At 62.7% G+C, this 25,967-nt stretch carries 22 protein-coding genes and 2 pseudogenes; 21 read left to right on the top strand and 3 right to left on the bottom strand.

Translation table 11 applies throughout. The features are described 5' to 3' along the window. Window positions 1–32: 32 nt before the first annotated feature. From ACX93L_RS19405 to ACX93L_RS19425, 5 genes are all read left to right on the top strand, one after another. Complete coding sequence (locus tag ACX93L_RS19405; RefSeq protein WP_459406358.1) at window positions 33–1,493, top strand: ATP-binding cassette domain-containing protein; 1,461 nt, start codon at window positions 33–35, stop codon at window positions 1,491–1,493. Next, complete coding sequence (locus tag ACX93L_RS19410; protein WP_459406359.1) at window positions 1,490–2,434, top strand: ABC transporter permease; 945 nt, start codon at window positions 1,490–1,492, stop codon at window positions 2,432–2,434. Before ACX93L_RS19405 ends, ACX93L_RS19410 begins: the two co-directional genes overlap by 4 nt. Beyond that, window positions 2,431–3,378, top strand: a complete 948-nt coding sequence (locus tag ACX93L_RS19415; protein ID WP_459406360.1) for an ABC transporter permease — start codon at window positions 2,431–2,433, stop codon at window positions 3,376–3,378. The genes ACX93L_RS19410 and ACX93L_RS19415 overlap by 4 nt, the downstream gene beginning before the upstream one ends. Before the next feature lie 43 nt (window positions 3,379–3,421). Then, complete coding sequence (locus ACX93L_RS19420; protein ID WP_459406361.1) at window positions 3,422–4,342, top strand: SMP-30/gluconolactonase/LRE family protein; 921 nt, start codon at window positions 3,422–3,424, stop codon at window positions 4,340–4,342. A 65-nt stretch (window positions 4,343–4,407) separates the two neighbouring features. Next, window positions 4,408–5,937: a UxaA family hydrolase gene (locus ACX93L_RS19425; protein ID WP_459406362.1), complete on the top strand. Its 1,530-nt coding sequence runs from the start codon at window positions 4,408–4,410 to the stop codon at window positions 5,935–5,937. A gap of 62 nt (window positions 5,938–5,999) precedes the next feature. Here ACX93L_RS19425 and ACX93L_RS19430 read toward each other — a convergent pair whose 3' ends face one another. Next, entirely contained in the window at window positions 6,000–7,115 is a 1,116-nt protein-coding gene (locus ACX93L_RS19430) for an HD-GYP domain-containing protein (RefSeq protein ID WP_459406363.1), read from the bottom strand. A gap of 114 nt (window positions 7,116–7,229) precedes the next feature. Continuing rightward, a complete protein-coding gene (locus ACX93L_RS19435; RefSeq protein ID WP_459406364.1) occupies window positions 7,230–8,966 on the bottom strand; it encodes a chemotaxis protein in 1,737 nt (578 codons plus the stop codon). A gap of 367 nt (window positions 8,967–9,333) precedes the next feature. On the opposite strand from ACX93L_RS19435, the gene ACX93L_RS19440 reads away from it, so the two are divergent. From ACX93L_RS19440 to ACX93L_RS19490, 11 genes and pseudogenes are all read left to right on the top strand, one after another. Beyond that, on the top strand, window positions 9,334–9,663 hold the full coding sequence (locus ACX93L_RS19440) for an STAS domain-containing protein (RefSeq protein WP_459406365.1): 330 nt from the start codon (window positions 9,334–9,336) through the stop codon (window positions 9,661–9,663). After that, window positions 9,660–10,028: a response regulator gene (locus ACX93L_RS19445; RefSeq protein WP_459406366.1), complete on the top strand. Its 369-nt coding sequence runs from the start codon at window positions 9,660–9,662 to the stop codon at window positions 10,026–10,028. Before ACX93L_RS19440 ends, ACX93L_RS19445 begins: the two co-directional genes overlap by 4 nt. Further along, complete coding sequence (locus ACX93L_RS19450; protein ID WP_459406367.1) at window positions 10,025–12,058, top strand: chemotaxis protein CheA; 2,034 nt, start codon at window positions 10,025–10,027, stop codon at window positions 12,056–12,058. Before ACX93L_RS19445 ends, ACX93L_RS19450 begins: the two co-directional genes overlap by 4 nt. Continuing rightward, window positions 12,055–12,555 carry a chemotaxis protein CheW gene (locus tag ACX93L_RS19455; protein ID WP_169594379.1) on the top strand — a complete coding sequence of 167 codons (501 nt, stop codon included), beginning with the start codon at window positions 12,055–12,057 and terminating at the stop codon, window positions 12,553–12,555. The genes ACX93L_RS19450 and ACX93L_RS19455 overlap by 4 nt, the downstream gene beginning before the upstream one ends. Before the next feature lie 26 nt (window positions 12,556–12,581). Beyond that, window positions 12,582–13,106 (top strand): annotated as a pseudogene (locus ACX93L_RS19460) (MCP four helix bundle domain-containing protein); the annotation flags it as partial. A gap of 132 nt (window positions 13,107–13,238) precedes the next feature. Continuing rightward, a pseudogene (locus ACX93L_RS19465) lies at window positions 13,239–14,267 on the top strand (methyl-accepting chemotaxis protein); the annotation flags it as partial. A 215-nt stretch (window positions 14,268–14,482) separates the two neighbouring features. Then, on the top strand, window positions 14,483–16,285 hold the full coding sequence (locus ACX93L_RS19470; RefSeq protein WP_459406368.1) for a methyl-accepting chemotaxis protein: 1,803 nt from the start codon (window positions 14,483–14,485) through the stop codon (window positions 16,283–16,285). After that, window positions 16,285–16,764 (top strand): chemotaxis protein CheW, encoded by a 480-nt coding sequence (locus tag ACX93L_RS19475; protein WP_459406432.1) that lies wholly within the window; start codon window positions 16,285–16,287, stop codon window positions 16,762–16,764. The genes ACX93L_RS19470 and ACX93L_RS19475 overlap by 1 nt, the downstream gene beginning before the upstream one ends. A gap of 20 nt (window positions 16,765–16,784) precedes the next feature. After that, window positions 16,785–17,636, top strand: a complete 852-nt coding sequence (locus tag ACX93L_RS19480) for a CheR family methyltransferase (protein WP_459406369.1) — start codon at window positions 16,785–16,787, stop codon at window positions 17,634–17,636. 9 nt (window positions 17,637–17,645) lie between these two features. Continuing rightward, complete coding sequence (locus ACX93L_RS19485) at window positions 17,646–18,728, top strand: protein-glutamate methylesterase/protein-glutamine glutaminase (protein ID WP_459406370.1); 1,083 nt, start codon at window positions 17,646–17,648, stop codon at window positions 18,726–18,728. Between the two features lie 128 nt (window positions 18,729–18,856). Further along, a complete protein-coding gene (locus ACX93L_RS19490; RefSeq protein ID WP_459406371.1) occupies window positions 18,857–19,573 on the top strand; it encodes an AAA family ATPase in 717 nt (238 codons plus the stop codon). Window positions 19,574–19,592: 19 nt separating this feature from the next. Here the strand turns inward: ACX93L_RS19490 and ACX93L_RS19495 are convergent, their stop codons facing one another. Beyond that, entirely contained in the window at window positions 19,593–20,399 is an 807-nt protein-coding gene (locus tag ACX93L_RS19495) for a helix-turn-helix transcriptional regulator (RefSeq protein ID WP_459406372.1), read from the bottom strand. Between the two features lie 128 nt (window positions 20,400–20,527). On the opposite strand from ACX93L_RS19495, the gene ACX93L_RS19500 reads away from it, so the two are divergent. The 5 genes from ACX93L_RS19500 to ACX93L_RS19520 all read left to right on the top strand — a co-directional run bounded on the left by ACX93L_RS19500 (window position 20,528) and on the right by ACX93L_RS19520 (window position 25,961). Beyond that, window positions 20,528–21,871: a glutamine synthetase family protein gene (locus ACX93L_RS19500; RefSeq protein ID WP_459406373.1), complete on the top strand. Its 1,344-nt coding sequence runs from the start codon at window positions 20,528–20,530 to the stop codon at window positions 21,869–21,871. Between the two features lie 41 nt (window positions 21,872–21,912). Further along, the gene (locus tag ACX93L_RS19505) at window positions 21,913–23,064 is read left to right on the top strand and encodes an ABC transporter substrate-binding protein (protein ID WP_459406374.1); all 1,152 of its coding nucleotides are present in this window, start codon (window positions 21,913–21,915) and stop codon (window positions 23,062–23,064) included. A gap of 85 nt (window positions 23,065–23,149) precedes the next feature. Continuing rightward, window positions 23,150–24,247, top strand: a complete 1,098-nt coding sequence (locus ACX93L_RS19510; RefSeq protein WP_459406375.1) for an ABC transporter ATP-binding protein — start codon at window positions 23,150–23,152, stop codon at window positions 24,245–24,247. A 2-nt stretch (window positions 24,248–24,249) separates the two neighbouring features. Next, window positions 24,250–25,128, top strand: coding sequence for an ABC transporter permease (locus ACX93L_RS19515; RefSeq protein WP_459406376.1), 879 nt, complete (start codon window positions 24,250–24,252; stop codon window positions 25,126–25,128). After that, a complete protein-coding gene (locus ACX93L_RS19520; RefSeq protein WP_459406377.1) occupies window positions 25,125–25,961 on the top strand; it encodes an ABC transporter permease in 837 nt (278 codons plus the stop codon). The genes ACX93L_RS19515 and ACX93L_RS19520 overlap by 4 nt, the downstream gene beginning before the upstream one ends. The last annotated feature ends 6 nt before the right edge of the window (window positions 25,962–25,967 follow it).

Here is a 25,967-nt window from a genome sequence, read left to right on the forward strand (position 1 = left end):
ACGAAGCTTTCGGACAGGCAGTGGCTAAAGGCATGAGTATCGAAGCCGATCACCAGGCGGTCGTCTCCGCTCGCGGAATCAAGGTCGAGTTTGGCGCGGTCAAGGCTTTGGATGGCGTCGATCTGTCGATCATGCCCGGCGAGGCTCTTGGTCTTGTCGGCCATAACGGCGCCGGCAAGTCGACCATCGTCAACGTCATCAACGGCGGGCTCCTGCCGCATCAGGGCACCATCGGCTATGGCGGCACGACTGGCTCGGGTGGGATTGCGACGGCGCGGGCGAACGGCGTGCGCTGCGTGTTCCAGGAGCTGTCGCTCTGCCCGAACCTGACGATCGTCGAGAACACCCGCGTGATGCATGCCGGACTGTCCGGCTTCGGCTGGCGCAAGCGGGCGCTTTCCCTCATTCGCGCCAAGCTCGATGAAATCTTCCCCGGCAACCACATCGACTGCACATCGACCGTCGGCGAGCTTTCGATCGCCGAGCGGCAGATGGTCGAGATCGCCATCACCTTTGCCGCGGTCACCGACACGCCGAAACTCGTCATCCTGGACGAGCCGACATCGTCGCTGGACGCGGGGCTTGCCGAACAACTGCTTGCCCATGTGCGCCGCTACGTGGCGGCCGGCGGGGCGGTGCTTCTGATTTCACATATCCTCGGCGAAATCCTGTCGACCTCGAGCCGCATCGTCGTGATGAAGGATGGGCGGGTCGTGGCTTCGCGACCGGCGGCAGAATTCACCGTCCATAGCCTCGTCGAGGCCATGGGCAGCGTGGTCAAGGAGCGTGCTCGGGGCGGCGCCCGTGCCCTGGCCGACGCGCCGCTTTCCATCGAGCGGTCGCCTGCCTTCGGCTCGCATATCGCGTTCAAGGCCCGCAAGGGAGAGATCATCGGGCTGGCCGGTCTCGGCGGCCATGGACAGACGGACATGCTGCTCGACCTCTTTCGCGATCGCAGCAGCAACTGGCTTCCTGGTCACGGCGATGCGATCGCCTTCGTCGCCGGCGACCGTGCCCTCAACGGCACATTTCCGCTCTGGAGCATCCTGAAGAACCTGTCGATCGGCAGCCTGCCGCACCTCTCGCGGATGTCGACGATCGATGCACGAGGCGAGCAGGCGCTCGGCACGGACTGGAAGAAACGCATGGAAATCCGCACGCCCGACATGGGCAATCCCATTCTCTCTCTTTCGGGTGGCAACCAGCAGAAGGTGCTGTTTGCACGCGCGCTCGCGACCCGCGCCGAGATCGTGCTGATGGATGACCCGATGCGCGGTGTCGATATCGGCACCAAGCAGGAGGTCTATGCCATCCTGCGTGCGGAGGCCGAGGCTGGTCGGACATTCGTCTGGTATTCGACCGAGATGGACGAGATCTGCCTTTGCGATCGCGTCTATGTCTTCCGCGACGGAGCCATCGTCGCCGAACTTGCCGGGTCGGAGATCGAGGAGAAGAACGTCCTTGCCGCATCGTTTTCGGGAGAGGCCGCATGAGGGCCCCCTCCGCCAATACGCTGCGCCTGATGTTGCCGGCCGTATCGCTTGCCGTCCTGCTTGCGGCAGTCTTTTACATCCAGCCGCGGGCCATGGGCTATACCGGCCTCAACCTGCTCTTCAATCTGGCCGTGCCGATTGCGCTCGCGACCATCGCGCAGATGCTGATCATCGCAGTTAACGACCTCGACCTGTCGATCGGCACCTTCGTCAGCTTTGCCGCCTGCGTCACCGCGGTCTACATGCCGACCGCGCCCTTCATCGCCATTGCGATCCTCGGAGCCGCAATTGCCACCTATGCGGCGCTCGGCATGATCATCCACCTGCGCGACCTGCCGTCGATCGTCGTGACGCTTGGCATGAGCTTCGTCTGGGGCGGGCTTGCCGTGATCATCCTGCCGGCACCGGGCGGCGAAGCGCCGGCCTGGCTGCGTGCGGTCATGGTGTCCAAGCCGCCCTTCGTGCCGATGGCGATCATCGCCAGTATCCTGATCGCCGTCTGCGCCCATCTCCTGGTGATGCGCACCACCTTCGGCGTGCTGATGCGCGGGGTGGGCGGCAATGCGCGGTCGGTTGCCCGCGCCGGCTGGTCGGTGCTGTGGATCAAGGGGGCGACCTATGCCGCCGCGGGCTTCTTCGCGGTGCTTTCCGGCATCGCACTCGTCGGGCTCACGACTTCGGCCGACGCTAACATCGCCCTTCGCTACACGCTGCTTTCGATCGCCGGCGTGATCCTCGGCGGCGGTGAATTCGTCGGTGGCCGGGTGTCGCCGGTCGGAGCGGTCATCGGCGCGCTCACGCTGACGCTTGCGGGCTCCTTCCTTTCCTTCCTGCGCATCTCGCCCGACTGGCAGATCGGCGCGCAGGGAGCGATCCTCATCATCGTGCTCGGGCTTCGGCTGGTGCTCAACCGTCGCAGCCAGGAGGAGAAGCAGCCATGACCCGCGTTACCGCGCTCTTCGGCAAGGCCTGGATCTGGTCCTTCGTCGCCGCAATTGCCACCTGGATCGTCACTGTTCTCTTCACGGGCGGCGCGAGTTCGGCGGGCCTGTCGCAGGCGGCCCTGACCTTTGCGGCTTTTTCCGTGATCGTCGGCCTCGGGCAGATGCTGGTCATCACGCTTGGACCCGGCAATGTCGACCTCTCCGTTCCGGCGACAATGACGCTTTCCGGTACCATCGCACTCAAGCTGATGGACGGGCAGGACGCGATGATCGTCGTCGGGCTCCTCATCGCGGTCATGATCGGCATCGTGGTCGGCATGCTCAACTATGCGCTGATCAAGATCCTTCGTATTCCGCCGATCATCGCGACGCTGTCGATGAGCTTCATCGTGCAGTCCTCGGCCATCTGGTACAATCGCGGTCTGCGCATCAAGCCGCCGGAACTTTTGGCGGAGTTCACCACGTCGACGTCATTCGGCGTCCCCAATATGGCGCTCGTCGCGCTTCTGCTGTCGGTCGTCGTCTGGTGGTTGCTCGACCGTGCCGTCTTCGGCCGCTGGATCTCGGCGATCGGCCAGAGCCGCTTCGCGGCCAGGATGGCCGGAATCCCGGTCGACGGAAGCCGGCTGCTTACCTATGTGCTGTGCGCCGTGCTGGCCGCGGTCTGCGGGTACCTCCTGGCGAGCTTCTCCGGCGGTGCGGCACTCAACATGGGCTCGGAATATTTGCTCATGTCGATCGCCGTCGTGGTCATCGGCGGTTCGGCGGTCGCCGGCGGAAATTCCAATGTGCCGGGCATATGGGGCGCGTCGCTGTTCATGTTCCTGGTCGTCTCGATGCTCAACACCTATGGTTTCGGCGCCGGCATCCGGTTGATCCTCACCGGCCTTATCATCTTCACCGTCATCCTCGTCGCCAGCCGGCCGCAGCGGGGAGCCTAACATTGCACTCCAATTCCTTCTCCAGCTTTTCGGAAATCAAGCCATGGTGACTGCCCAATCCTCGATCTACGAGATCCGCGACCCGCGCTTCAGGCAGTTGATCGTCGCAAGCGCCGGCCTCGAAGAGCTCTATTCCGGCTGCCGCTGGGCCGAGGGACCGGTCTGGTTCGGTGATCTCGACTGCCTCGTGTTCAGCGACATTCCGAACCAGCGCATGTTGCGCTACGTGCCGGGACACGGGGTCTCCGTCTTCCGGGCGCCGTCGAACTTTGCGAACGGCAACACACGAGACCGAGAGGGGAGGCTCGTCACCTGCGAACACGGCGGCCGGCGCGTCACCCGCACGGAAATCGACGGGCGGATCACCGTTCTTGCCGACAGCTATCAGAGCCGGCGTCTGAATGCTCCGAACGATGTCGTCGTGAAAGCCGATGGCAGCGTGTGGTTCACCGATCCGACCTACGGCATCCTCTCCAACTACGAGGGCTACCAGGCCGAGCCCGAACAGCCGACCCGCAACGTCTACAGGCTCGATCCCGCGACGGGTACGTTGTCGGTCGTGGTCGACGACTTTCGCCAGCCGAACGGGCTCGCCTTCTCGCCCGACGAGACCAAGCTCTATGTGGCCGATTCCGCCCGAAGCCATGATGAGACGGCTCCGAGCCATATCCGCGTCTTCGACGTGGTCGACGGCACCAGGCTCGAAAACGGGCGCGTCTTCTGCGACCTGGACAACGGCATTCCCGACGGTTTTCGCGTCGACATCGCCGGCAATGTCTGGACCTCGGCCGGTGATGGCGTGCATTGCTTCGCGCCGGACGGCACGCTGCTCGGCAAGATCCTCGTGCCACAGACGGTTGCCAACCTGACCTTCGGCGGGCCGCGGCGTAATCGCCTCTTCATCACGGCGACGCGGTCGCTTTATGCCGTGTACACGACGGCCACCGGTGCCCAGTATCCGTAAGGCGTGACACCGCGGCGGGTCGCGGTACGATGTCTTCATTTCTCAAGTTTCAGGGAGGCCCGGTGATGTCCGATGCCGTTTCGCCGATCATCATCCTCAATGCCGCCGACGACGTCGGTGTCGCCCGCAAGGTCATTCCGGCCGGCGCGGCAGCCGGACCGGAAGGCCTTGTCGCAAGAAGCCAGATCGGCCGCGGACACAAGATCGCGCTGCATGCGATCCCGAAGGGCAAGGAAGTGCTGAAGTTCGGCCAGGTGATCGGGGTCGCCTCCGCACCCATCGAGGCGGGCGACCATGTCCACCTGCACAATCTGGACATGATCGATGCCCATCACGACTACGATTTCGGCGGCGTGGCAGGACCCGCTCTTCTGCCGGAAGCCGAGCGGCGCACCTTCATGGGCTTCGACCGCGGACCGGGCGGCGTCGGGACCCGCAACTATATCGGCATCATCTCGTCGGTGAACTGTTCGGCCACCGTGTCCCGCTATGTGGCGGAGCATTTCAATCGGCATCACGGGCTCGACGGCTTTCCCAATGTCGATGGCGTCGTCGCGCTGACCCATGGCAGCGGCTGCGCGATCAACACCAAGTCTGAGGGCTACCGGATCCTCACCCGGACCATCCAGGGCTATGCCCGTCATCCGAATTTCGGCGGCATCCTAATGATTGGCCTCGGCTGCGAGACCAACCAGATCGCGCCGATCCTGGAACACTACAAGCTGGCCGAAGGCACGCTTCTGCGGACGATGACGATCCAGCAGACGGGCGGCACGCGCAAGACCATCGAGGCCGCCTGCGAGGCGATCAACGAAATGCTGCCGATCGTCAATTCGGTCGGGCGCACACCACAGCCGCTTTCCGGCATCAAGCTCGCGCTCGAATGCGGCGGGTCCGACGGCTATTCCGGAATTTCGGCCAATCCGGCGCTTGGCTTCGCTTCCGACATGCTGGTTTGTCACGGTGCGACGACGGTGCTGGCCGAAACGCCTGAGATCTATGGTGCGGAACACCTGCTGACCCGGCGTGCGGTCAATGCCGATGTCGCGCGCAAGCTGCTCGATCGCATCGAGTGGTGGCGCCAGTATACGGCCCGCAACGGCGACGAACTCAACAATAATCCGTCCTTCGGCAACAAGCTCGGCGGGCTCACCACCATTCTCGAAAAATCCCTGGGCGCCGTCGCCAAGGGTGGCTCGATGCCGCTTTCGGCCGTCTACGAGTATGCCGAGATGATCACTGAACCCGGCTTCGTGTTCATGGATACGCCCGGCTATGACCCGGTGGCCGTCACCGGCCAGGTGGCCGGCGGCTGCAACGTCATCTGCTTCACCACCGGTCGCGGCTCGGTCTCGGGCTTCAAGCCGGCGCCGTGCATCAAGATTGCCACGAATTCCGAAATGTACCGGCACATGCAGGAAGACATGGACCTCAACTGCGGCGACATCGTTTCGGGCGAGGACACGATCGAGGCGGCGGGCCAACGGATCTTCGAGGAGGTGATCGCGGTGGCGTCTGGCAAGAAGACGCGGAGCGAGGAATTCGAATATGGCGACAACGAGTTCGTGCCCTGGCAGGTCGGCGCCGTGACCTGACGTCGGCTTCCGGCTTTGCCGATTGCGGACGCGCACGGAGCCGGTGCGGCCGCCATGTGCGGTTACTTCGATGAATATCGCCGCATCGGGACCTGTTGTTCCGGCCAGCTTTCGTCCGGACCCGCTTCTGCAGGCGATGAGGGGACCCCGGTACGGTCCGAGAGATAAAGCTCACGGATCTCAACCCAGCGATTGCAGAAGGCCTCGACACAGGCGGGATCGAAGTGCTTTCCCGAGCCGTTGACGATTTCGTGGCGGGCGATCTCGAGCGGCCAGGCCGGCTTGTAGGGGCGTTCCGAGCTCAGGGCGTCAAACACGTCGGCCACCGCGACGATGCGGGCCTCGAGCGGAATGACCGGGCCCGCAAGCCCCTTCGGGTAGCCGGTGCCATCCCATTTCTCGTGGTGGCTTGCGGCAATCCGTTCCGCGGTCCTGATCAATTCGGACTGGCTACCCGAAAGGATCTCGGCGCCGTATTCCGTGTGGCGCTGCATCTCGAGCCGTTCCTCCGGCGTGAAGGCACCCGGCTTCAGCAGCACACCGTCCCGCACGCCGATCTTGCCCACGTCATGCAAGGGGCTTGCGAGATAGATGATGCGGGAGCGCTCCTCGCCGAGCCCGAGTTCCTCTGCGATCAACTGGGCAACCGCGGCGACCCGTTCCAGGTGACTGCCGGTTTCGCCGTCACGGCAGCCGATCGCTTTCGACAGGCGCCAGATGATCTCCTTCTCCTGGCTCTCGATGCGCTTCAGGCCGGCCTCGACGTCCCGTTCCAATGATTGCGCCCGTTCAGCAAGGGCGCGCTGGGCGCGACGCAGATTCAGCTGGTTCCTGACACGGAGCGTCAGTTCGGCGGCGTCGAAGGGCTTGCCGAGAAATTCGGTCGCGCCGGCTTCGATCGCGGCGATCTTGATCACATTTTCCCGTTCGGAGGTGATCATGATGATCGGCACGTCGGCGGTCGAGGGCCGGCTTCGGATGCGACGGATGACGTCGACACCGTTCAGCACCGGCATGGTGTAATCGACGAGAACCAGGTCCGGCGTTTCCCGGGCGACGTGGTCCAGGGCTTCTTCCGGCTTCAGAAAGGTACGCACGTCGCAGTCGTCGATCTGCCCGACGATATGACGGAGCAGGGCCAGAACGGCCGCGCTGTCGTCAATGGCAATAACGCGCATGAGGGTCTCCGCAATGAATTTTTCTGAATGGCTCGTCCGCCGAAGGGACATCGACATTTCGGGCGAAAAAGGCCGCATCATGCGGAACCTGGCAGTCGGTCTGGCCTGGCGGCCTCAAAAGAGAGCGTCTTCGAAAAGTTCCTCGTCAGATGCAGGCACGCCTGTGCCGGCAGTCGCCTGGTTGATGGCGGCTGCCGGGGGCGCGCCGAAGATGTCGGCATGCAATTCACGCTCGGCAGCCATGGTGTAGAGCCGGCCGATGTCGGCACCGACTTCGATCATGGGGCCTTCGATATCCGAAGTGTCGGGGAGGGCCGCCGGCGCTTCCTCGGCGATCTGTTCGGCGCAGCGATCGAGGATCTCGCCGAGTTCCGCCTGGAAGTCGAGCTTGCGGATGGTGTTCTGCATCTGCTCGGCCGCTCCCTGGCCTTGCTGGTCGACCATCGCGAGGCTTGATTCCATGCGTTCGGCGGCCTCGCGAATGCTCTCCAGCGTGCCGCCGAGTTGCGCATCGAGATCCGTCTCTGGCTCGCTCGAAGCGTCGGCCACACCGGACAGCGCGTCGGCGCAGGTGCCGAGTTCATGGAGGTGGGAGAGAATGTTTTCCGCGCTTTCGTCCATCTGACCCGCAAAGGCGCGGAGTTCCGCGGTCACGACATTGATCGCGCGACCCTCCTCGCCGATCCGGCTGCAGCGCAGATTGGTGTTGAGCGCCATGTACTGGATATCGGTGCGTACGACGCGGACGATTTCGATGCCTTCGAGCAATTCGCGGACGATCTGGCCGGTGCTTCGGCTCAACTCGTCGGATTCCAAGGCTGATGCCGTGACGGTCCGGACGACGTCCTGCGCGCTGGCAACGCCGGCTTCGAGCTGACGGATCAGGCTGTTGCCCGTGCCCTCATCGTCATTCATACCCGCGTGGAGTGAAAGGATCGAGGCGATGTCGGCGTTGAAGCTGCCGACGGTCGAGACGATCTTCGCGGTATCGCGGGCAAAATCGGCGCGGGTCTGATCGAGCTGCCGCTGCACGAGAGTGAAGACGCTTGCCCGGAGCCTGGCCTTCTGATCCCCGGACAGCGCCCGGCCCCCGTCACCATCGAGATAGTCATCGATGATGGTGAGGCTCGACTGGCAGTGTTCGATCCGCTGGCGGGTGATGTCGCCGATCTGCATTGCGGACAGAACGGTCGCCAGTTTTCCCTGGACGGTGCCGGCGAGCCTGCGAACCGATTGTGCGGCCACGGCGAGCTGCCTGTGGTGTTCTGCGAGCTGCCCCGAACCGCGTCCGAGATCAGCGGCGATGCTCGGTACAAGGTCGCGGTAGCTTCTGAGAATCTGCTGGCCACGGCCTGCGGCCGGCTTCAACTGTTGCGAGAGGTCGACCAGGTTGGCGGAGAAGCCTTCGACCTGTTCACTGCCGTAGCGGATGCGTTCGATAATCTCTTCGGCAAAGCCGGCAAATTCACTGATCCCGGCGCCGGTGATCTTGGCTGTGACGGCAAAGGTCCGGAGATAGCGCAGCGTCTCGCGCATGCGTCCCACTTCGTTTGCGAGGTCACGCTCGATTTCGCCAATCCGCGCCAGGCTCCGCTGGCGGTTCTCTTCCAGTCTCGGGAGCTCGGTGAGTCTCTTCATGATGCGGGCAAGATCGTCCCTGGTCCGGTCCGCCGCCTCTCCGCTCAACTGGCCCATCATCGCGTCGAGCGTGTCGATCATCTTGGACACAGTGTCGAGTACGGTAAGCAGGACCGTACCACCTTCGAGGAAGCGGGTTTCGATCCGGGATCGGGCGTTCTCCAACTCTGCGGAGAGGCCTGTGGCGAATTCGACGGTTGTGGCTAGAGCCACTTTCTGGATGACCGGCACTTCTTCTTCTCCGCGGCAATAGTCTTTTTTGTTTTTCTAATTTAAAGGTCGCTTTGTTTTACTATAGATTCTTAAGGGTGATTGGCGCGCCGCTTCCCCATTGTTAAGGATTTGGCGCCGCTGTCCCGTTGACCGAACCTGTGATGCAGCATTCGCCCGCGTGAATTAACATCATGATAAAAATGGGAAAATAACGAACGCCTTGGTTAATGAAACATCCTTAGGTCGTGCATTGTTTTCGCATGCACGTTTTTGGACCTGAAAAGTCGCATACGACATTCACACCTCGTTAACCGGCGCCCGCCAAGATTTGGACAAATATCGATCCTCTGTTGGATGATTCGAAGTAATGTCTGACGAAAATCAAAATTGTATTGTAGTAAAATTAGAAAAAACTACAAATATAAGAAATATATCCAGTCTCTTTTCTGATATAATTCCTGCGTTTTCTTCCGGCCGGTCGGTTGAGATCGATGTCGCCGACGCAGTCGAGGTCGACCTCAGTTTCGTGCAACTCGTCGAGTCTGCGCGCCTTCACGCCGGGGCGAACGGCAAGTCGCTTTCCATGTCTCGGCCTGCCAGCGGAGTGCTGCTCGATGTGCTCGAACGCGGCGGCTTCATCGAGACCGCGTCCGAGGAGGACGCACTGTTCTGGCTTCACAAGGAAACCGCCCTATGAGTGCACATATCCTGACCGTCGACGATTCCGCCAGTATCCGGATGACGACGAAGATTGCGCTGGCGAATGCCGGCTACACGGTGACGGAAGCGGTTGATGGAGCCGACGGGATTGCCAAGCTTTCGGCCGGTACGTTCGATCTGATCGTCACCGATCTCAACATGCCGAACATGGACGGGCTGACGATGATCCGGGAGTTGCGCAAGATGCCGGCGCATACGGGCGTGCCGGTCATCTTCCTTACCACCGAGTCCGACGGCGAGATCAAGGCACAGGCCAAGGCAGCGGGCGCGACGGGATGGCTGACCAAGCCCTTCGATCCTGAAAACCTCGTCAAGATCACCAGGAAAGTCCTCGGCAAATGAGTGGAACCGATCCGATTGCCGTCTTTCTCACGGAGGCTGCCGAACTGCTCGAGCAGATCGAGATCGGCCTCCTCGACCTGACTCACAGGCTCGACGACAAGGATCAGATCGACGCGGTCTTCCGCGGCCTTCACACGCTCAAGGGCTCGGGCGCCATGTTCGGCTTCGATGCCCTGGCCGCCTTTACCCATCACTGCGAAACCGCCTTCGACCGGGTCCGCAAGGGCGATGTGCCGGCAAGCCAGGAACTGGTTGCGGCGGTGCTGGCCGCGCAGGACCACATGCGGGCCCTCATCGAGACGCCCTTGGGTGACCACGACGCCAAGAGCAGCGCCCTGCTCGATACGCTTCATGCCGCGGTCGACGGTGGCACCCACACTGCCACATCTCCCGTCCCCGAGACCAAGTTCGCCGAGGCTCCAGCGAAGCGCGAGGAAGATCGGGCCGGCTGGATCGTCCGCTTCCGTCTGCCGGCCAATGCCATGGCCAACGGAACCAATCCGCTCGGACTGCTCGACGAATTGCGGGATCTCGGCGCCTGCCGCGTGACCGTCGACAAGAGCAAGCTTCCTCCGCTCGAGGCGCTGAACCCCTCCGACATTCATCTCGGCTGGACCGTCGAGGTGATGACGGACGCGGATCGCGCCGCGGTAGAGGACGTCTTCATCTTCGTCATGGACGATATGGAGCTGTCGATCGAACCGATCCTTCGCGCTGCGGCGCCGGCCACCGCCGCGGTCGAGCCAGTCGTGTCGTCTGCTGCTGCGGTAGCGGAGGTTGCACCGGCAAGACAGCGGCCCGTCGCGCCCGTTCCCGCTTCTCAGCCGGCCGCTGCCGAACAGAAGCAGGCCAAGGCTTCGGAAAATGTCCGCGTCCCGGCAGAGCGTCTCGACGAGCTCATGGACCGCGTCGGCGAACTGGTGATCGCCCAGTCGCGGCTGTCGCAGCTTGCCGATGCCAGCATCGAGATCCAGCTTCGTGCCGTCTCGGAAGACATCGAACGGCTTTCCGGCGAATTGCGCGACACGATGATGGTCCTGCGCATGATGCCGGTCGCGAGCCTGTTCGGCCGTTTCCGCCGCCTCGTCCACGACCTCTCGCGCGAGACGGGCAAGGTCATCGAGCTCGAAACCGAGGGCGAAACCACCGAAGTCGACAAGACGGTGATCGACCGCCTGGCCGATCCGCTGGTCCACCTCGTGCGCAATTCGATCGACCATGGTCTCGAGACGCCCGACGAACGCCGGGCCGCCGGCAAGCCGGAAGCGGGGCGCGTGCTTCTGTCGGCACGCCAGTCGGGCGGTGAAGTCATCATCACCGTCAAGGACGACGGTCGCGGCATCAATCGCGAAAGGGTTCGCGCCAAGGCCGAGGCCTCGGGCCTCATCCAGCCGGGTGCCGCCCTCACCGACCAGGAACTGTTGCAGTTGATCTTCCAGCCCGGCTTCTCGACGGCCCAGCAGATCACCAATCTTTCCGGCCGTGGCGTCGGAATGGACGTGGTGAAGAAGACGGTCGAGGCGCTGCGCGGGGCGATCGAAGTCACCAGCACGCCGGGCAACGGCTCGGAAATCTCCCTCCGGATCCCGCTGACGCTCGCGATCATCGACGGGCTCCTGGTTCGGGTCGGGACGGGCGCCTATGTCATCCCGCTGTCTGCCGTCGAAGAATGCCTGGAGCTCTCCCCGGAAGACGACATGCGTTCGCGTGGCCGCAGCTTCATCTCGCTGCGCGACAATCTCGTGCCGTTCATCCGGTTGCGGGAACTGTTCTTTACGCGGACCCAACCGGATCCGTTCCAGAAGATCGTCGTCATTTCGACAGGCGCTGAGCGCGTCGGCCTCGTCGTCGACCAGATCATCGGCGACCACCAGACCGTGATCAAGTCCCTCTCCAAGCTTCATCATGACGTCGCAACCTTCTCGGGCGCGACCATTCTCGGCGACGGCAACGTGGCGCTCATCCTGGACGTCGCCCATCTGGTGGCTGCCGGACAACAACAGGAGGCGCAGTTGCGCGCGGCCGGATGAAATCAGTGGCTCAGCAGACCGTCGACCAGTGGGGCGACAATGACGACCGCGAGGTCCTGACCTTCGACCTCGCCGGCGAGACTTTCGCCTTCGACGCCACCATGGTTCAGGAAATCCTCGATCTCCTGCCCGAAACTGCGGTGCCGGGGGCAAGGCCCTTCGTCGGCAGCGTCATCAATTTTCGCGGCAAGGTCATTCCGCTTGCCGACATTCGCCTTGCCTTCGGAATGGAAGCGACGGGGACGACCATCGACAGCCGCATCATCGTCGTCGAACTGGACATCGAGGGGGAGCCGACGCTTGTCGGCGTCCGGACGGACAAGGTGCATGAAGTCACGACACTCAGCCGAGCGTCGCGGGAAAATCCACCGAGCGTCGGCATGCGCTGGCGTGCGGACTATATCGACTGCCTCGTCAAGCGGGGTGCGGACTTTGTGATCTTACCGAACCTGAAAACAATTTTTTCCGCGAAGAGAGACGTTCAAGCCTCTGCTTGAACGGCCGCGGGTGGGGGATTTTTGAAATGCGGCTTTCCATCAAACTGAAGTTGTCGCTGGCTTTTGCCTTCCTGATCGCGATGCTCATCGGCGTCGCCAGCTACGGTCTTGTCAGCCTCGGCCACTCCAAGGACAGCTCCGACGAGGTCATTGACGTCACGGTCGTCCGTCTCGACAAGATCCAGCAGTTGAAGTCGCTGATGCTTGTCACGGTCCGCGCGCAGAAGAACATCATCCTCGCCCGCACGCCTGCCGAAATGAGCGGCTTCCTCGAGCAGAGCAAGTCGACCAAGGCCGATTTCAACGCCCTCTATTCCGAGATGCTTTCGTCGGCGAGTGCTGCCACAAAGGCCTATTGGACCGAACTCGGCGTCGTCATCAAGCAGTTCGAAGAGAGCGACGAACGCATCCAGAACCTGGTGCGGGTCGGCAGTGTCGCTGAAGCAACCTCGCTCTCTTCCGAAGGCGGCCGGGACGACGCCAACGCCCTGACGAAGAAGCTCGAGGAAGGCGTGCAGATCAACCGTGACCGCCTGCAGGAAGCCAAGACCCGCACGGACGAGGAATATCTGCAAACCCGCATGGTGATGATCGTCGTCTCCGTTGCAGCTCTCCTGATTGGTGCGGTGACGGCCTTCTGGATCGCCTACGGTATCAGCCGCGGCCTCGGACGTGCGGTCTCGGTGGTTCGGGACGTTGCAGAAGGGGATCTCACCAAGATGGCGGAGATCAGCAGCCGTGACGAAATCGGCGAGCTCTTGAGCTATGTGAACAGCATGGTGGAGCGCCTGCGTGGTGTGGTCGCGGATGCGCTTTCGGCCTCGGACAACGTGTCGTCGGGTAGCCAGGAACTGTCGGCCAGCTCGGAACAGCTGAGCCAGGGTGCGACCGAACAGGCAGCCTCGGCGGAAGAGGCGTCTGCCTCGATGGAGCAGATGGCCGCCAACATCAAGCAGAACGCCGACAATGCCGCACAGACGGAAAAGATTGCCCGCCAGTCGGCCAAGGACGCCGAGACCTCCGGCGATGCGGTGAACCGCGCGGTTGCCGCGATGCGGACGATTGCCGAGAAGATCTCGATCGTCCAGGAAATCGCCCGTCAGACTGACCTTCTCGCGCTCAACGCGGCGGTCGAGGCCGCCCGTGCCGGCGAACATGGCAAGGGCTTTGCGGTGGTCGCCTCCGAAGTGCGCAAGCTTGCCGAGCGCTCGCAGTCTGCCGCTGCCGAGATCAGTGCGATGTCTGGCGAGACGGTGCAGTCGGCGCAGGATGCCGGCGAGATGCTGAACCGCCTGGTTCCGGACATCCGCAAGACCGCCGAACTGGTGGCTGAAATCTCGGCTGCCTGCCGCGAGCAGGATATCGGTGCCTCGCAGATCAACGAGGCGATCCAGCAGCTCGACAAGGTGACCCAGCAGAATGCCGGTGCATCCGAAGAGATGTCGGCGACGTCGGAGGAACTGGCTGCCCAGGCCGAGGAGTTGCAGAGCTCAATCGCCTTCTTCCGGGTGGACGCGGCAACCCGCGGCACCCAGCCGAAGGCTGCTGTCTCCGCAAACCGTCCGGCACCTGCCGCCAAGGCTCCGGCCCGTTCGGCCGCCAAGGCCGCTCCGACGGTCGCGGCCCAGCAGGCGCGGGTCAAGGGTTTTGCCCTCGACCTCAACATGGGCGGGCCGGATGCGGCTGACGCCCAGTTCAAGGAGAGTGCCTGATTTCGGGAGGAGCCTGAACTGCTGTCGCGCCCAAGGGGGACGGGCGCGGCATACAGGACCCGCGTGTGTATGCGCTGGGACCGCAAGTGCCGGAAAGCCAGCGAAGATGAAGGTGAATGGATCGCCTTGTTTCGCTGAAGCGCCGGCTTGCCACCAGCAGGCAACGGAACAGCCGTCGCCTAAAGCCTTCACAGATACACGCGGGACATCGCAACATGCGCTTCACGATCAAACTCAAACTGGCCATCGCCTTCGGGTTTCTCATCCTCATGCTGGTCGGCACCGCCGGCTACGGCATCTTTAGTCTCGCCAATTCCAAGTCGGGCATGGACGAGGTCATCGATGTGACCGTTGCCCGTCTTGACCGGATGCAGCAGCTGAACGCCATCTCGCTGGCGACCGTTCGTGCGCAGAAGAACGCGATCCTTGCGACCTCCCCCCAGGAAGTACAGCGCTTCGCCGAAGCGAGCGCCGAAAGCCGCGCCCACTTCCGTCAGATCTTCGAAGAGATGGCGTCGACCGCAAGTGTTGCGACGCGCGATTTCTGGCAGGAACTCCGTGCGATCGTCGACAAGTTCGAGGCCAGCGACAGCCGCGTCCACGAATTCGTTCGCAATGGGAACACGGCCGCTGCCTCGCAGCTGTCGTCGAACGAAGGTCGTGACGACGCCAATGCCTTGACGAAGAAGCTGGAAGAGGGCGTGCAGATCAACCGGGACCGTCTGCAGGAGGCAAAGGCCACCACCGATGCCGACTACAATTCGACCCGCACGTTGCTCGTCTCGCTGTCCGTGATCGCCACCCTGGTCGCAGCCGCAACCGCATTGTGGATTGCGCTCGGCATCAGCGCTGGCCTGCGCAAGATCATGGCCGTGGCTGAGGCTGTCGCCATCGGCGACCTCGACCAGAATGTCGAGATGAAGACCAATGACGAGATCAAGGATCTCGTCGACACCATCAACCGCATGACGTCCAACCTGAAGGACATGGCGACCGTTGCCGAGAAGATCGCCGAAGGCGACCTGACCGTCACGCCGAAGCCGCAGTCCGAAAAGGACACGCTCGGCCTCGCACTGGCAAGCATGGTGGAGCGCCTGCGTGGTGTGGTCGCGGATGCGCTTTCGGCCTCGGACAACGTGTCGTCGGGTAGCCAGGAACTGTCGGCCAGCTCGGAACAGCTGAGCCAGGGTGCGACCGAACAGGCCGCCTCGGCGGAAGAGGCGTCTGCCTCGATGGAGCAGATGGCCGCCAACATCAAGCAGAACGCCGACAACGCCGCCCAGACGGAAAAGATCGCTCGCCAGTCGGCCAAGGACGCCGAGACCTCCGGCGATGCGGTGAACCGTGCGGTTGCCGCGATGCGGACGATTGCCGAGAAGATCTCGATCGTCCAGGAAATCGCCCGCCAGACCGACCTTCTCGCGCTCAACGCGGCGGTCGAGGCTGCCCGTGCCGGCGAACATGGCAAGGGCTTTGCGGTGGTCGCCTCCGAAGTGCGCAAGCTTGCCGAACGTTCACAGTCTGCCGCTGCCGAGATCAGTGCGATGTCTGGCGAGACGGTGCAGTCGGCGCAGGATGCCGGCGAGATGCTGAACCGCCTGGTTCCGGACATCCGCAAGACCGCCGAACTGGTTGCCGAAATCTCGGCTGCCTGCCGCGAGCAGGATATCGGCGCCTCGCAGATCAATGAGGCGATCCAGCAGCTCGACAAGGTGACCCAGCAGAATGCCGGTGCATCCGAAGAGATGTCGGCGACGTCGGAAGAACTGGCTGCCCAGGCCGAGGAGTTGCAGAGCTCGATCGCCTTCTTCCGGGTGGACGCGGCAACCCGCGGCACTCAGCCGAAGGCTGCTGTCTCCGCCAGCCGTCCGGCACCCGCCGCCAAGGCTCCGGCCCGTTCGGCCGCCAAGGCCGCTCCCACTGTCGCGGCCCAGCAGGCGCGGGTCAAGGGTTTTGCCCTCGACCTCAACATGGGTGGGCCGGATGCAGCCGACGCCCAGTTCAAGGAGAGTGCATGATGGCCGGCATGTCCGACGAGGCACAGTTCGTCACCTTCGCCCTCGGAAAGGAAGTCTTTGCTGTTCCGGTCGAGGTCGTGCGCGAAATTCTCGACTACGAGGAACTGTTCCGCATCCCGAACGGTCCCGACTACCTGATCGGCCTACGCGATGTGCGCGGGCAGGGTGTGCCGACCATCGATCTTCGTCTCAAGCTCGGTCTGTCCAGGACCGAGCCCACCCCGAACACCCGTGTACTCGTGCTCGACATTCCGCTCGCGGACCGGATGCTGTCGCTTGGAATGGTGGCGGACCGGGTATTCGAGGTCATTCCGTTCCGGCGCAACCAGATCGAGGCGGCTCCGGAGATCGGTGTGCGGTGGAGTTCCGAATACATCGCCGGCGTCGTTCGCCGTGACGAGGGCTTCGTGGTTATCGTCGATCTCGCCCGTCTGCTTTCGAGCGGTGACACTGCGCTCCTGTCGCGCAGCGCTGCCTGATCAGACAGGAGCCCGAGGGAATGTCTGCAGTCGCCACCGTTGCCTGCGTCGAAGACCACATCAGCAAGCGCAATTTCGACCAGCTCGCGCGTTTCATCTACGATTACAGCGGCATAAAGATGCCGCCAACCAAGCTCACCATGCTGGAAGGCCGGCTGCGCCGCCGGCTACGGGCGACCCGTATCTCCAGCTTCGACGACTATTGCGACTATCTCTTCAAGCATGGCGGGCTTGAGGCGGAAAAGGTCTTCCTGATCGACGCGGTGACTACCAACAAGACGGATTTCTTCCGGGAACCGAACCACTTCACCTATCTGCGGGACCAGGCGCTGCCGAAGCTTGCGGCACGCGACATTCGCCGCATCAGGGTCTGGAGTTCGGCCTGCTCCACGGGCGCCGAGCCCTATACGATCGCCATGGTGCTCGATGACTTCGTCGGCGAGAACGGGTCCCAGGACTATGCCATTCTTGCCACGGATCTCAGCACCGACGTGCTGCAGACGGCGTGCCGCGGCATCTACAACGCCGACATGGTGGCGCCCGTCCCGCCGGATTTTCGCGAGCGCTACGTGATGCAGGCGATCGACGCCAGCCGGCGCGAAGTGCGTATCCATCCCCGCTTGCGGTCGAAGGTCGGCTTCGCGCGCATGAACCTCATGGATGCGACCTACACGGTCGGCGACCCGATGCACATCGTCTTTTGCCGCAACGTGCTGATCTACTTCGACAAGCCCACGCAGCAACGCGTGCTTTCGCGGCTGGTCGACTGCCTGATACCTGGAGGATATCTGTTCATCGGCCATTCCGAGACGGTTTCCGGCTTCGACCTGCCGATCCGTCAGGTTGCCAATACCGTCTTCCAGAAGGTGTGACGCATCCTGATGGCCAAGAAGGTCCGCGTTCTCATCATCGACGATTCAGCCAGTGTCCGGCAGACGCTGAGCCGCGTTCTCGAAGCGGACCCGGAGATCGAGGTGATCGGAACGGCGTCCGATCCCTTCATGGCGGCGCGCAAGATTCAGGACGAAATTCCGGACGTCATCACGCTCGACGTCGAGATGCCACGCATGGACGGAATCACATTTCTGCGCAAGTTGATGGCGCAGCGTCCCATTCCCGTGGTGATGTGCTCCTCGCTGACGGAGCAGGGGTCGGAGACACTACTGCAGGCGCTGGAGGCAGGGGCTGTCGACGTTATCCTCAAGCCGAAGATCGGTGCGGCCGACCATCTGGCCGAGGCGGGCATGCGGATTTGTGAAGTGGTGAAAAGTGCGGCCCATGCGCGTGTCGCCGGCCGATCTCGACGCAGCGCGGCACAGAGCGGGCCCTCGGCAAAGCTCACGGCGGATGCCGTGCTGCCGCCGCCGAGCGGCAGGGCCATGGCCAAGACCACCGAGATGGTAGTCTGTGTCGGGGCATCGACCGGGGGAACCGAGGCCCTTCGTGATTTCCTCGAACAGCTCCCGGCCAATGCACCGGGTATCGTGATCGTCCAGCACATGCCGGAACGCTTTACCGCAGCCTTCGCTAAGCGCCTGAACACGCTCTGTGAGGTCGAGGTCAAGGAGGCGGTCGACGGCGATCCGGTGCTTCGTGGGCATGTGCTCATCGCACCGGGCGATCATCACATGCTTCTGGAACGGCAGGGCGCCCGCTATCACGTGTCCGTCCGCTCGGGGCCGCTTGTTTCACGGCACCGGCCGTCGGTCGACGTCCTTTTCCGTTCCGCGGCGCGGGCGGCAGGCGCCAATGCCATGGGCGTCATCATGACCGGCATGGGCGACGACGGTGCGCGCGGCATGGCCGAGATGCACGAGGCCGGGGCCTTTACGATCGCCCAGGACGAGGCGACGTCCGTCGTCTACGGAATGCCGAAAGAAGCCGTGGTGCGGGGTGGGGTCGACAAGATCGTGCCGCTCGACCAGATCGCCCACGAGATCCTGGCCGCCGACCGTCGCCGCTAGCCTATGCCGCACCGACAATTCGCGCCCCGCCTTCAGAAATCGTTAACCATAACGGTCGAACATCCGGTCAGGAAAAAAGCCTGATTTTCAAAGGGCTACGATTCGTTTTCAGATCCGGAGGATCGACAATGCCGGTCATCACTTTTGCCAATACCAAGGGCGGCGCGGGAAAAACCACCGCGGTGCTGTTGCTGGCGACCGAGCTCGAGAGAATGGGTTTCAGGGTCACCGTCCTTGATGCGGACCCGCAATACTGGATCAGCCGCTGGCGGCAGAATTCGGGAGACAGGACCGCGGTCAAGGTCATCCCGTACGTGACGGCCACTTCGCTGGAGAAGCATATCCAGGAAAGCCGGGCCGAGGCCGATTATGTTCTGGTAGACCTGCCGGGCGCCCGGACGCCTTTGCTCGCCAAGGCGATCGGCTATTCGAACCACGTCCTCATCCCGATCCAGGGTTGCTCGATGGACGCCCAGGGCGGTGCCCATGTCATCGAGCTGATGCAGTATCTCGCGGAAAAGGGTGACATCCACATTCCGTATTCCGTCGTGCTGACGCGGGTGAACTCGATGGTGACCACGCGTGCGCTGCAGACCGTCAAGGCGCTTCTCGCCGAGCGGAGTGTTCACGTGATGGACACACCGATCATCGAGCGTTCCGCATTCCGCGACGTTTTCGATTGCGGCGGGACGCTGCACACCCTTGCTTCTGGGCGGGTCAGTAACCTGGAAAAGGCGCGGGAGAATGCGCGGGCCTTCGCCGACGAGGTGTTGATGCACGAGGCATTGCGCTGCCGCAGGCTGCGGCAGATCGCCAATGGTGCGTTGTTGCAGGCGGTTGCCTGACAGGCCATGGTGGGATCGGTCAAGCCGGTTCGGATGCCGAGGACAACTGCATGATGAACATCGCAAAAAGCTCTGATTGGCTCGACACGTCCAGCTTCTGGTAGATGTTCTTGCGGTGGATCTTCACCGTACCTTCGGTGATGCCGAGGCGATGGGAGATCGAGACGTTGGAATGGCCCCTGAGGATCAGGGCCGTGATCTCGATTTCCCGCGGCGTCAGGATGCCGTCCGTCATACGGTTCAGCGAATCGTTTATCGGGTTGCGCGACATCTTTCCGGCTTCCGCAGGCGCCGGCGCGGGGCTTTCGTGACCCCAGTGACGTTCTGCGAGGGTTCGGATGAGCGGCTCCGCTTCCCGGATTGCCGTGAGGTCCCGCCGGCCGAAGGCAGGTGCCGTGACGGGGCGGGTAAAGCTTATGACGAGGCCCGTCCAGTTGAGCGGGCGGCAGACGATGCCCACTTCGTCGCGAATTCCTGTCAGACCGTAATGCTGGCGGAAGTATTCCGAACTGTAGAACTGGTCCGGTGCCATGTCGCGGAGCCGTCTCATGCCGGTGACCTTGGGGTCGGTTGCGGCGCCAAAAAAGGGATCCAGCAGATAAGGCCCTTTGGAGTAGGCATCGATGACCGTCGCGGCGCGTCGCTGATCGATGTTGTGGTAGCAGCAGACGGGTTTTGCCGCCCCGACATAGGCAAACACCATCAGGATGTCGAAATCCACGATGCTTCTCAGCGCGGCCTCGATCCTTTTCGGAAAGTCGCTCTTTCCCAGGGCCTCGATCGCGTCGGCGATCGCGCTGTTCCATGCCGCAAATCCCCTGCTCAAGACATCCCTTTCCTCTAATCAGGTCGCGGTCAGGTGAGCAGATTTAAGCATCTGCGTCTATCCCAAACGGGATATTTTATTGCCCGGGGAGCGCGCCTAACCTTCAATGATTACCGAGATAGAGAGCCATGCCTAATACAAGTGATGCGACAGTGAATTTTGAAGCCAGACTGCAGGAAATCGGCGCCCGGTCGGTGCATATCGGCATGGTGGACCCGGAAGGTGAATTCCGCGACAAGCTGGTGTCTGCCGACAAGGCGAAGAAGCTTGCCGCAGCCAGCTATCCGTTTTGCGAGGTGCTCTATTTCTGGGACATCGCGGAGAAGGCCTACAAGGATGCGGCCTTCATCGACCGCCCGGCCAAGATCTTCACCGATACGGTGCGCAAGTTTCCGTTCGCGCCGGATGCGGCCGTGTGCCTTGCCGACTTCACCGGTGAATTCGGCAGGCTTTCGCCGCGTAATCTGTGCCTCGAACTGATTTCCCAGGCGGCCGACCTCGGTTTCGACGTGCTGTCCGCGTTCGAGTTCGAATTCTTCGTCTTCGACGAGACGCCGGAGAGCCTGCGTGCCAAGGACTACCGCGACCTCACCCACTTCGCCCAGGGCAACCGCACCTATTCGCTTCAGACGACGACGCTCTACGGCGATCTTCTGCAGGGGCTCGACGAGGCCATGCGGACGATGGACATCAAGCTCGACGCGATCCACACCGAGCTCGGTCCTGGATGTTTCGAAGCGCCGCTGACCTATGCCAAGGGTATCAAGGCGGCCGACGATGCGATGCTTTTCAAGAACTTCGCCAAGGCATATTTTTCGCTCAACGACCTGACGGTCAGTTTCATGTCGAAGCTTTCCACCCAGTTGTCCGGCCAGTCGGGTCACCTGCACGTCTCCCTGCGTGACCGGGCCGGCAATGCCGCCTTCGCCGATCCCTCGGCGCGTGACGGCATCAGCCGCACCGCGCGGCATTTCATCGGCGGTCTCGTCAAGCTGATGCCGGAGTTGCTGGCGATGTGCTCATCGACGGTCAATGCCTACAAGCGGCTCGTGCCCGGCGCATGGGCGCCGACCTCGGCCAACTGGGGCGTGCAGAACCGGACGGCGGCCGTGCGGGTGATCAACGACGTGCCGGAGGCGACCCGCGTCGAATTCCGGGTGCCATCCGCGGATACCAATCCCTATCTGGCGCTGTCGATGTGCATCGGCGCCGGTCTCTACGGCATTCGCAACGAGATCGAGCCGCCGGAAGGCAGCGCCGAAAACTTCTACGCGTCGGCGCCTGCGCCCGAGGCAGTGTTTCCGCGCGATCTCGGTGAAGCGGCCACCCGCCTCGACCGCAGTCCGGTGGCGCGGGAACTCTTCGGTACAGAATTCGTCGACACCTTCGTGGCGGCGCGACGTTTCGAATATGCAGAATATCAAAAACACGTTAGCGAATGGGAAATCAGGCGTTACCTCGGTATCGTCTGAGCTTCCCTTCCACCGAGAATGACAAGAGGAAGGAACCAAAAATGAAAAAGGGAACAGCAGACTTCAGCATCGGATCGAACGGCGTCAGCCGTCGTTCGGTTCTCAAGGGCATGGGCGGGCTCGGCCTTGCCGCTGCCGGCGGTGGCTTGCTTGGCACGCCGCGGGGCGCCAGCGCCGCAGAAAGCCTGAACTACATGTGCTGGGAAGGCTATAACGCCCCCAGCATTCTCGAGCCGTTCCAGAAGGCGAAGGATGCCACAGTCTCCATCGACCTGATCACGGACTCGGCCGGCGGTTTCGCAAAGCTCGCAGCCGGCGCGTCGAAGGACTTCGACCTGGTGTCTTCGGACAGCCCGTGGATCCAGCGCATGGGGCCGGCCGGCTTCTGCCGCTTCCTCGACGACAACGACTTCGCCGAACAGTATGCCGAGTTCTACCCGCAGTTTCGTGCGCCGTTCCAGCCGCTGCAGTTCGAAGGCAAGGCGACCGGCCTGCCGACGCGCTGGGGCTGGGTCGGTCCGACCGTCAACACCAAGTTCGACAAGCTCGAGGCCTGGTCCAGCTATGCTCCCGTCTTCGACAGCGCCTACAAGGACAAGATCTGCCTTCTCGACTGGGGTGACTGGCCGATCATGCCGCTCGCGCTCTATGCCGGGGTCAACCCGTATGAGGAGCTCGACGAGGCTGCGCTCGGTGAAGTGCGCAAGGTGCTTCGCGCCGCCTTCAAGAACACCCGTGCGATCGTCGCCGACCTCGCGGTCGCCCAGAAGGGGCTGATCGACGGTTCGTTCCGGGCGCTGATCGGCGGCGGCACCTATTGCACCTCGTCGCTGCGCCTCAAGGGCCACGACTACATCCAGTCGATCGTACCCGAGCCGAAGGGCGGCCTGAAGCAGGGCATCATCTGGATGGAGGCCACCGGTCTCGTAGACAATGGCAAGAACTCGCAGATCGCCGCTGACTTCCTCAAGTACATCGTCTCGCCGGAAGTGGCCAAGCAGCTCGCGATCACCGAAGCGACCTGCAATCTGGTGCCGAACCAGAAGGCGGAAGCACTGTTCTCCGACGCCGAGAAGAAGGCTCTCCAGATGGATTACATGTGGACGGCCTGGGACAACAGCCAGTTCCACACGGTCGCGCCCAATATCGACGACATGCTGGCCATCTGGCAGGAAGAGCTCGCCGCTCGCTGAGCTGGCATGTTCCTTCAAGGCATCCCGCCCGTGTTCGGGGCGGGATGCCGTCGATCAAGATCTCAAGAGGGTTGGGAAGCAGGCATTGGCTACTCCGATTATCGATGCGTCCGATATCATCAAGGATTACGGTTCGGCGCGTGCGTTGCATGGCGTTTCCCTTAAGGTCGGGGCGGGGGAGTTCGTCGCACTTGTCGGTCCGTCGGGTTGCGGCAAGACCACCCTTCTGAAGATCCTTGCCGGCTTCGAGGACGCGACCGACGGCCGCCTGGAAATCCAGGGCAAGGACATGCAGGGCGTGCCCGCGGCGAGCCGCCCGACCCGCATGGTGTTCCAGAAGCTTGCGCTCTTTCCCCACAAGACGGTGGGTGAGAATATCGGTTTTCCACTGAAGCTGCAGAAGGTCGACAAGGCGGCAATGGCGGCCCGTGTCGCCGGCATGCTCGAGCTGATGCACCTGAAGCCCGAATACCTGAACCGTTATCCTGCGCAGCTTTCCGGCGGCGAGCAGCAGCGCGTCGCCCTGGCGCGTGCACTGGTTTCGCAGCCAAGCGTGCTCCTGCTCGACGAGCCGATGAGCGCACTCGATGCCAAGCTCAAGAAGTCCCTGCAAGCGGAGCTCAAGAAGCTGCACCGCGAGATCGGCACGAGCTTCGTGCTCGTTACGCACGACCTCGAAGAGGCGATGATGCTGGCCGATCGCATCTGCGTCATGCGCAGCGGCAATGTGGTGCAGATCGGTACGCCTTCCGACATCTACTACCGTCCGGCCAACATGTTCGTGGCGGGGTTCATCGGCGAGACCAATTTCCTTCCGGTGGCTGCGGTGCGCGCGCCGGATGGCAGCGCGATCGTCCGTTCACCGCTTGCCGCCGGCGAGCCCACGCCGCTTTCGGCCGCCAGCGTCTCGCCTTCGCTCACCGATCGGAACACGGCCCTTCTGGTTCGTCCCGAAACGATCGGCTTCGTCACGGGTGAAGCTCCGGCCGGATTCTGGCTTTTGGACGGCGAGGTTGAGGAGTATTTCATCAAGGGGTCCTCGACCCAGTACCGGGTCCGCGTCGCAGGTCTAGAGGCCCCCGTGGTGATGGATCTGCCTGGTTCCATCCACCTGCCGGCCAATGTCGGCGACAAAGTCCGGATCGGCTTCGATCCGTCCCGCGCCTTCCTGTTGTCGGAGTGATCATGAAGACGCAGGCGAAGACATGGAATGATCCTGTCCTGATCGCGGCGGTCGCGCCGCTTGCGGTCGTCATGTTCGTCTTCTTCGTCGTGCCGCTGGCAATGACGGCGGTGCTGACTTTCCAGACGACGCAGTATTATCGCCTCCAGTGGACCTGGGACCTGAAGATCTGGACCGAGGTGTTCTCCAAGCCGCATTACTGGACGATCATGCTGCGCACCGTGACGATGGCGCTGATCTGCGTGGTGCTCTCCGTCCTGATCGCCTTCCCGACGGCATATGCGCTTGCGACGAGGCTCAAGACCTATAATGCGCAGATCCAGATCCTAATCGTCTTTGCCTTCCTGACCGATGCCGTGCTTAAGACCTTCGGCTGGATCCTGGTGCTGGACAAGAACGGGGTCGCGAACTGGCTCCTGTCCCATCTCGGCCTTGGCCCCGAAGCGCTCAACCTGCTGTTCACGCCGACCGGCGCGATGATCGGTATGGTCTACAATCTCGTGGTCTATCCGATGTTCACGATCTACCTGTCGCTGGTGCGGATCGATCGCGACCTGATGCTGGCTGCCTATGATGCGGGTGCCTCGCGCATCCGTACCTTCTTCGAAGTGACGTTGCCGCTCTCCCGTCCGGGGCTTTATTCCGGCGCCGTGCTCGTCTTCGTTCTCAGTCTCGGTGCTTTCCTCGAGCCCAAGGTGTTGGGCGGCGGCACTTCGCCGCTCGCCTCCGAACTGATCCGGCAGAGCTTCGAGACGCGCGTCAACTGGCCACTCGGAGCCGCGTTGACCATCGTCCTGATCGTCATCGGGGCCGTGACGCTGGCGCTTGCCGGAGCGCTCGCGACGCGCCGCAGGGCAGAGCCGGCGAGGGTAGCCGCATGATGTCGCAACGCTTCAAGAACGCACTCGTCGATACCATGCTCGTCGGCAGTGTCGTGCTTCTCATCGCCTTTTTCTACGCTCCGATCGTAACGCTGGTCGCCTTCTCCTTCACGTCGAGCCGGGTGCTGACCTTCCCGATCGAGGGCTTTTCTCTCGAATGGTATGGTGAACTGGTCCGCAAGCCGGACTTCCTGCCTGCGGTCATCAACTCGGCCATGGTTGCTGCAATATCGACCGTCTTCGCGACACTGCTCGGAACGGCGGGGGCGATCGCCTGGATCCGGTTCCGCTTCCGATTCCAGAATGCGTTTCGTGCCGTTACCTTCGCTCCGCTGCTCTTCCCGCAACTGCTTCTCGGGGTGGTGATGCTGCTCTGGTTCTCGGTGCTTGGGAACTGGCTCGGCTTTTCGACGGGGCTCGCCACCGTCGTCATCGGGCATGTCGTCTACATTACGCCCTTTGCACTGGTGATCGTCGCCGTGCAGGTCTACGGCTTCGACGACGTGCTGGAAGACGCTGCGCGTGATGCCGGTGCAACCGGCTGGGAGGTGTTCCGCGAGGTGACCTTCCCGCTGCTCTGGCCCGGCATCTTCTCTGCGGCCACCTTCGCCTTCCTGCTGTCGTGGGGCAATTTCTATGTGTCCTATTCGCTGGCGGGAACCGCTCGGACGCTGCCGGTCTTCGTTTACAGCGGCATCGCCGTCGGGTCGTCACCAATCTACCCGGCGCTGGCCACTCTCAACTTCATTCCGGCGCTGGCGCTGGTAGGGCTTGCCGAATTCATGCGTCGCCGGGCGCTGAAACGGCAGAGCGCCGCCGCCTCCGCATCCTGAGTTCAT

It is taken from the genome of Rhizobium sp. CAU 1783, from assembly GCF_054551725.1.

Coding starts and splice junctions, on each gene's coding strand:
- ACX93L_RS19450 (WP_459406367.1), top strand. CDS start 10,025: ATGAGTGGAACCGATCCGATTGCCGTCTTTCTCACGGAGGCTGCCGAA.
- ACX93L_RS19475 (WP_459406432.1), top strand. CDS start 16,285: ATGGCCGGCATGTCCGACGAGGCACAGTTCGTCACCTTCGCCCTCGGA.
- ACX93L_RS19405 (WP_459406358.1), top strand. CDS start 33: ATGAGTATCGAAGCCGATCACCAGGCGGTCGTCTCCGCTCGCGGAATC.
- ACX93L_RS19440 (WP_459406365.1), top strand. CDS start 9,334: ATGTCTGACGAAAATCAAAATTGTATTGTAGTAAAATTAGAAAAAACT.
- ACX93L_RS19445 (WP_459406366.1), top strand. CDS start 9,660: ATGAGTGCACATATCCTGACCGTCGACGATTCCGCCAGTATCCGGATG.
- ACX93L_RS19500 (WP_459406373.1), top strand. CDS start 20,528: ATGCCTAATACAAGTGATGCGACAGTGAATTTTGAAGCCAGACTGCAG.
- ACX93L_RS19505 (WP_459406374.1), top strand. CDS start 21,913: ATGAAAAAGGGAACAGCAGACTTCAGCATCGGATCGAACGGCGTCAGC.
- ACX93L_RS19425 (WP_459406362.1), top strand. CDS start 4,408: ATGTCCGATGCCGTTTCGCCGATCATCATCCTCAATGCCGCCGACGAC.
- ACX93L_RS19455 (WP_169594379.1), top strand. CDS start 12,055: ATGAAATCAGTGGCTCAGCAGACCGTCGACCAGTGGGGCGACAATGAC.
- ACX93L_RS19470 (WP_459406368.1), top strand. CDS start 14,483: ATGCGCTTCACGATCAAACTCAAACTGGCCATCGCCTTCGGGTTTCTC.
- ACX93L_RS19480 (WP_459406369.1), top strand. CDS start 16,785: ATGTCTGCAGTCGCCACCGTTGCCTGCGTCGAAGACCACATCAGCAAG.
- ACX93L_RS19410 (WP_459406359.1), top strand. CDS start 1,490: ATGAGGGCCCCCTCCGCCAATACGCTGCGCCTGATGTTGCCGGCCGTA.
- ACX93L_RS19520 (WP_459406377.1), top strand. CDS start 25,125: ATGATGTCGCAACGCTTCAAGAACGCACTCGTCGATACCATGCTCGTC.
- ACX93L_RS19415 (WP_459406360.1), top strand. CDS start 2,431: ATGACCCGCGTTACCGCGCTCTTCGGCAAGGCCTGGATCTGGTCCTTC.
- ACX93L_RS19430 (WP_459406363.1), bottom strand. CDS start 7,115: ATGCGCGTTATTGCCATTGACGACAGCGCGGCCGTTCTGGCCCTGCTC.
- ACX93L_RS19515 (WP_459406376.1), top strand. CDS start 24,250: ATGAAGACGCAGGCGAAGACATGGAATGATCCTGTCCTGATCGCGGCG.
- ACX93L_RS19490 (WP_459406371.1), top strand. CDS start 18,857: ATGCCGGTCATCACTTTTGCCAATACCAAGGGCGGCGCGGGAAAAACC.
- ACX93L_RS19485 (WP_459406370.1), top strand. CDS start 17,646: ATGGCCAAGAAGGTCCGCGTTCTCATCATCGACGATTCAGCCAGTGTC.
- ACX93L_RS19420 (WP_459406361.1), top strand. CDS start 3,422: ATGGTGACTGCCCAATCCTCGATCTACGAGATCCGCGACCCGCGCTTC.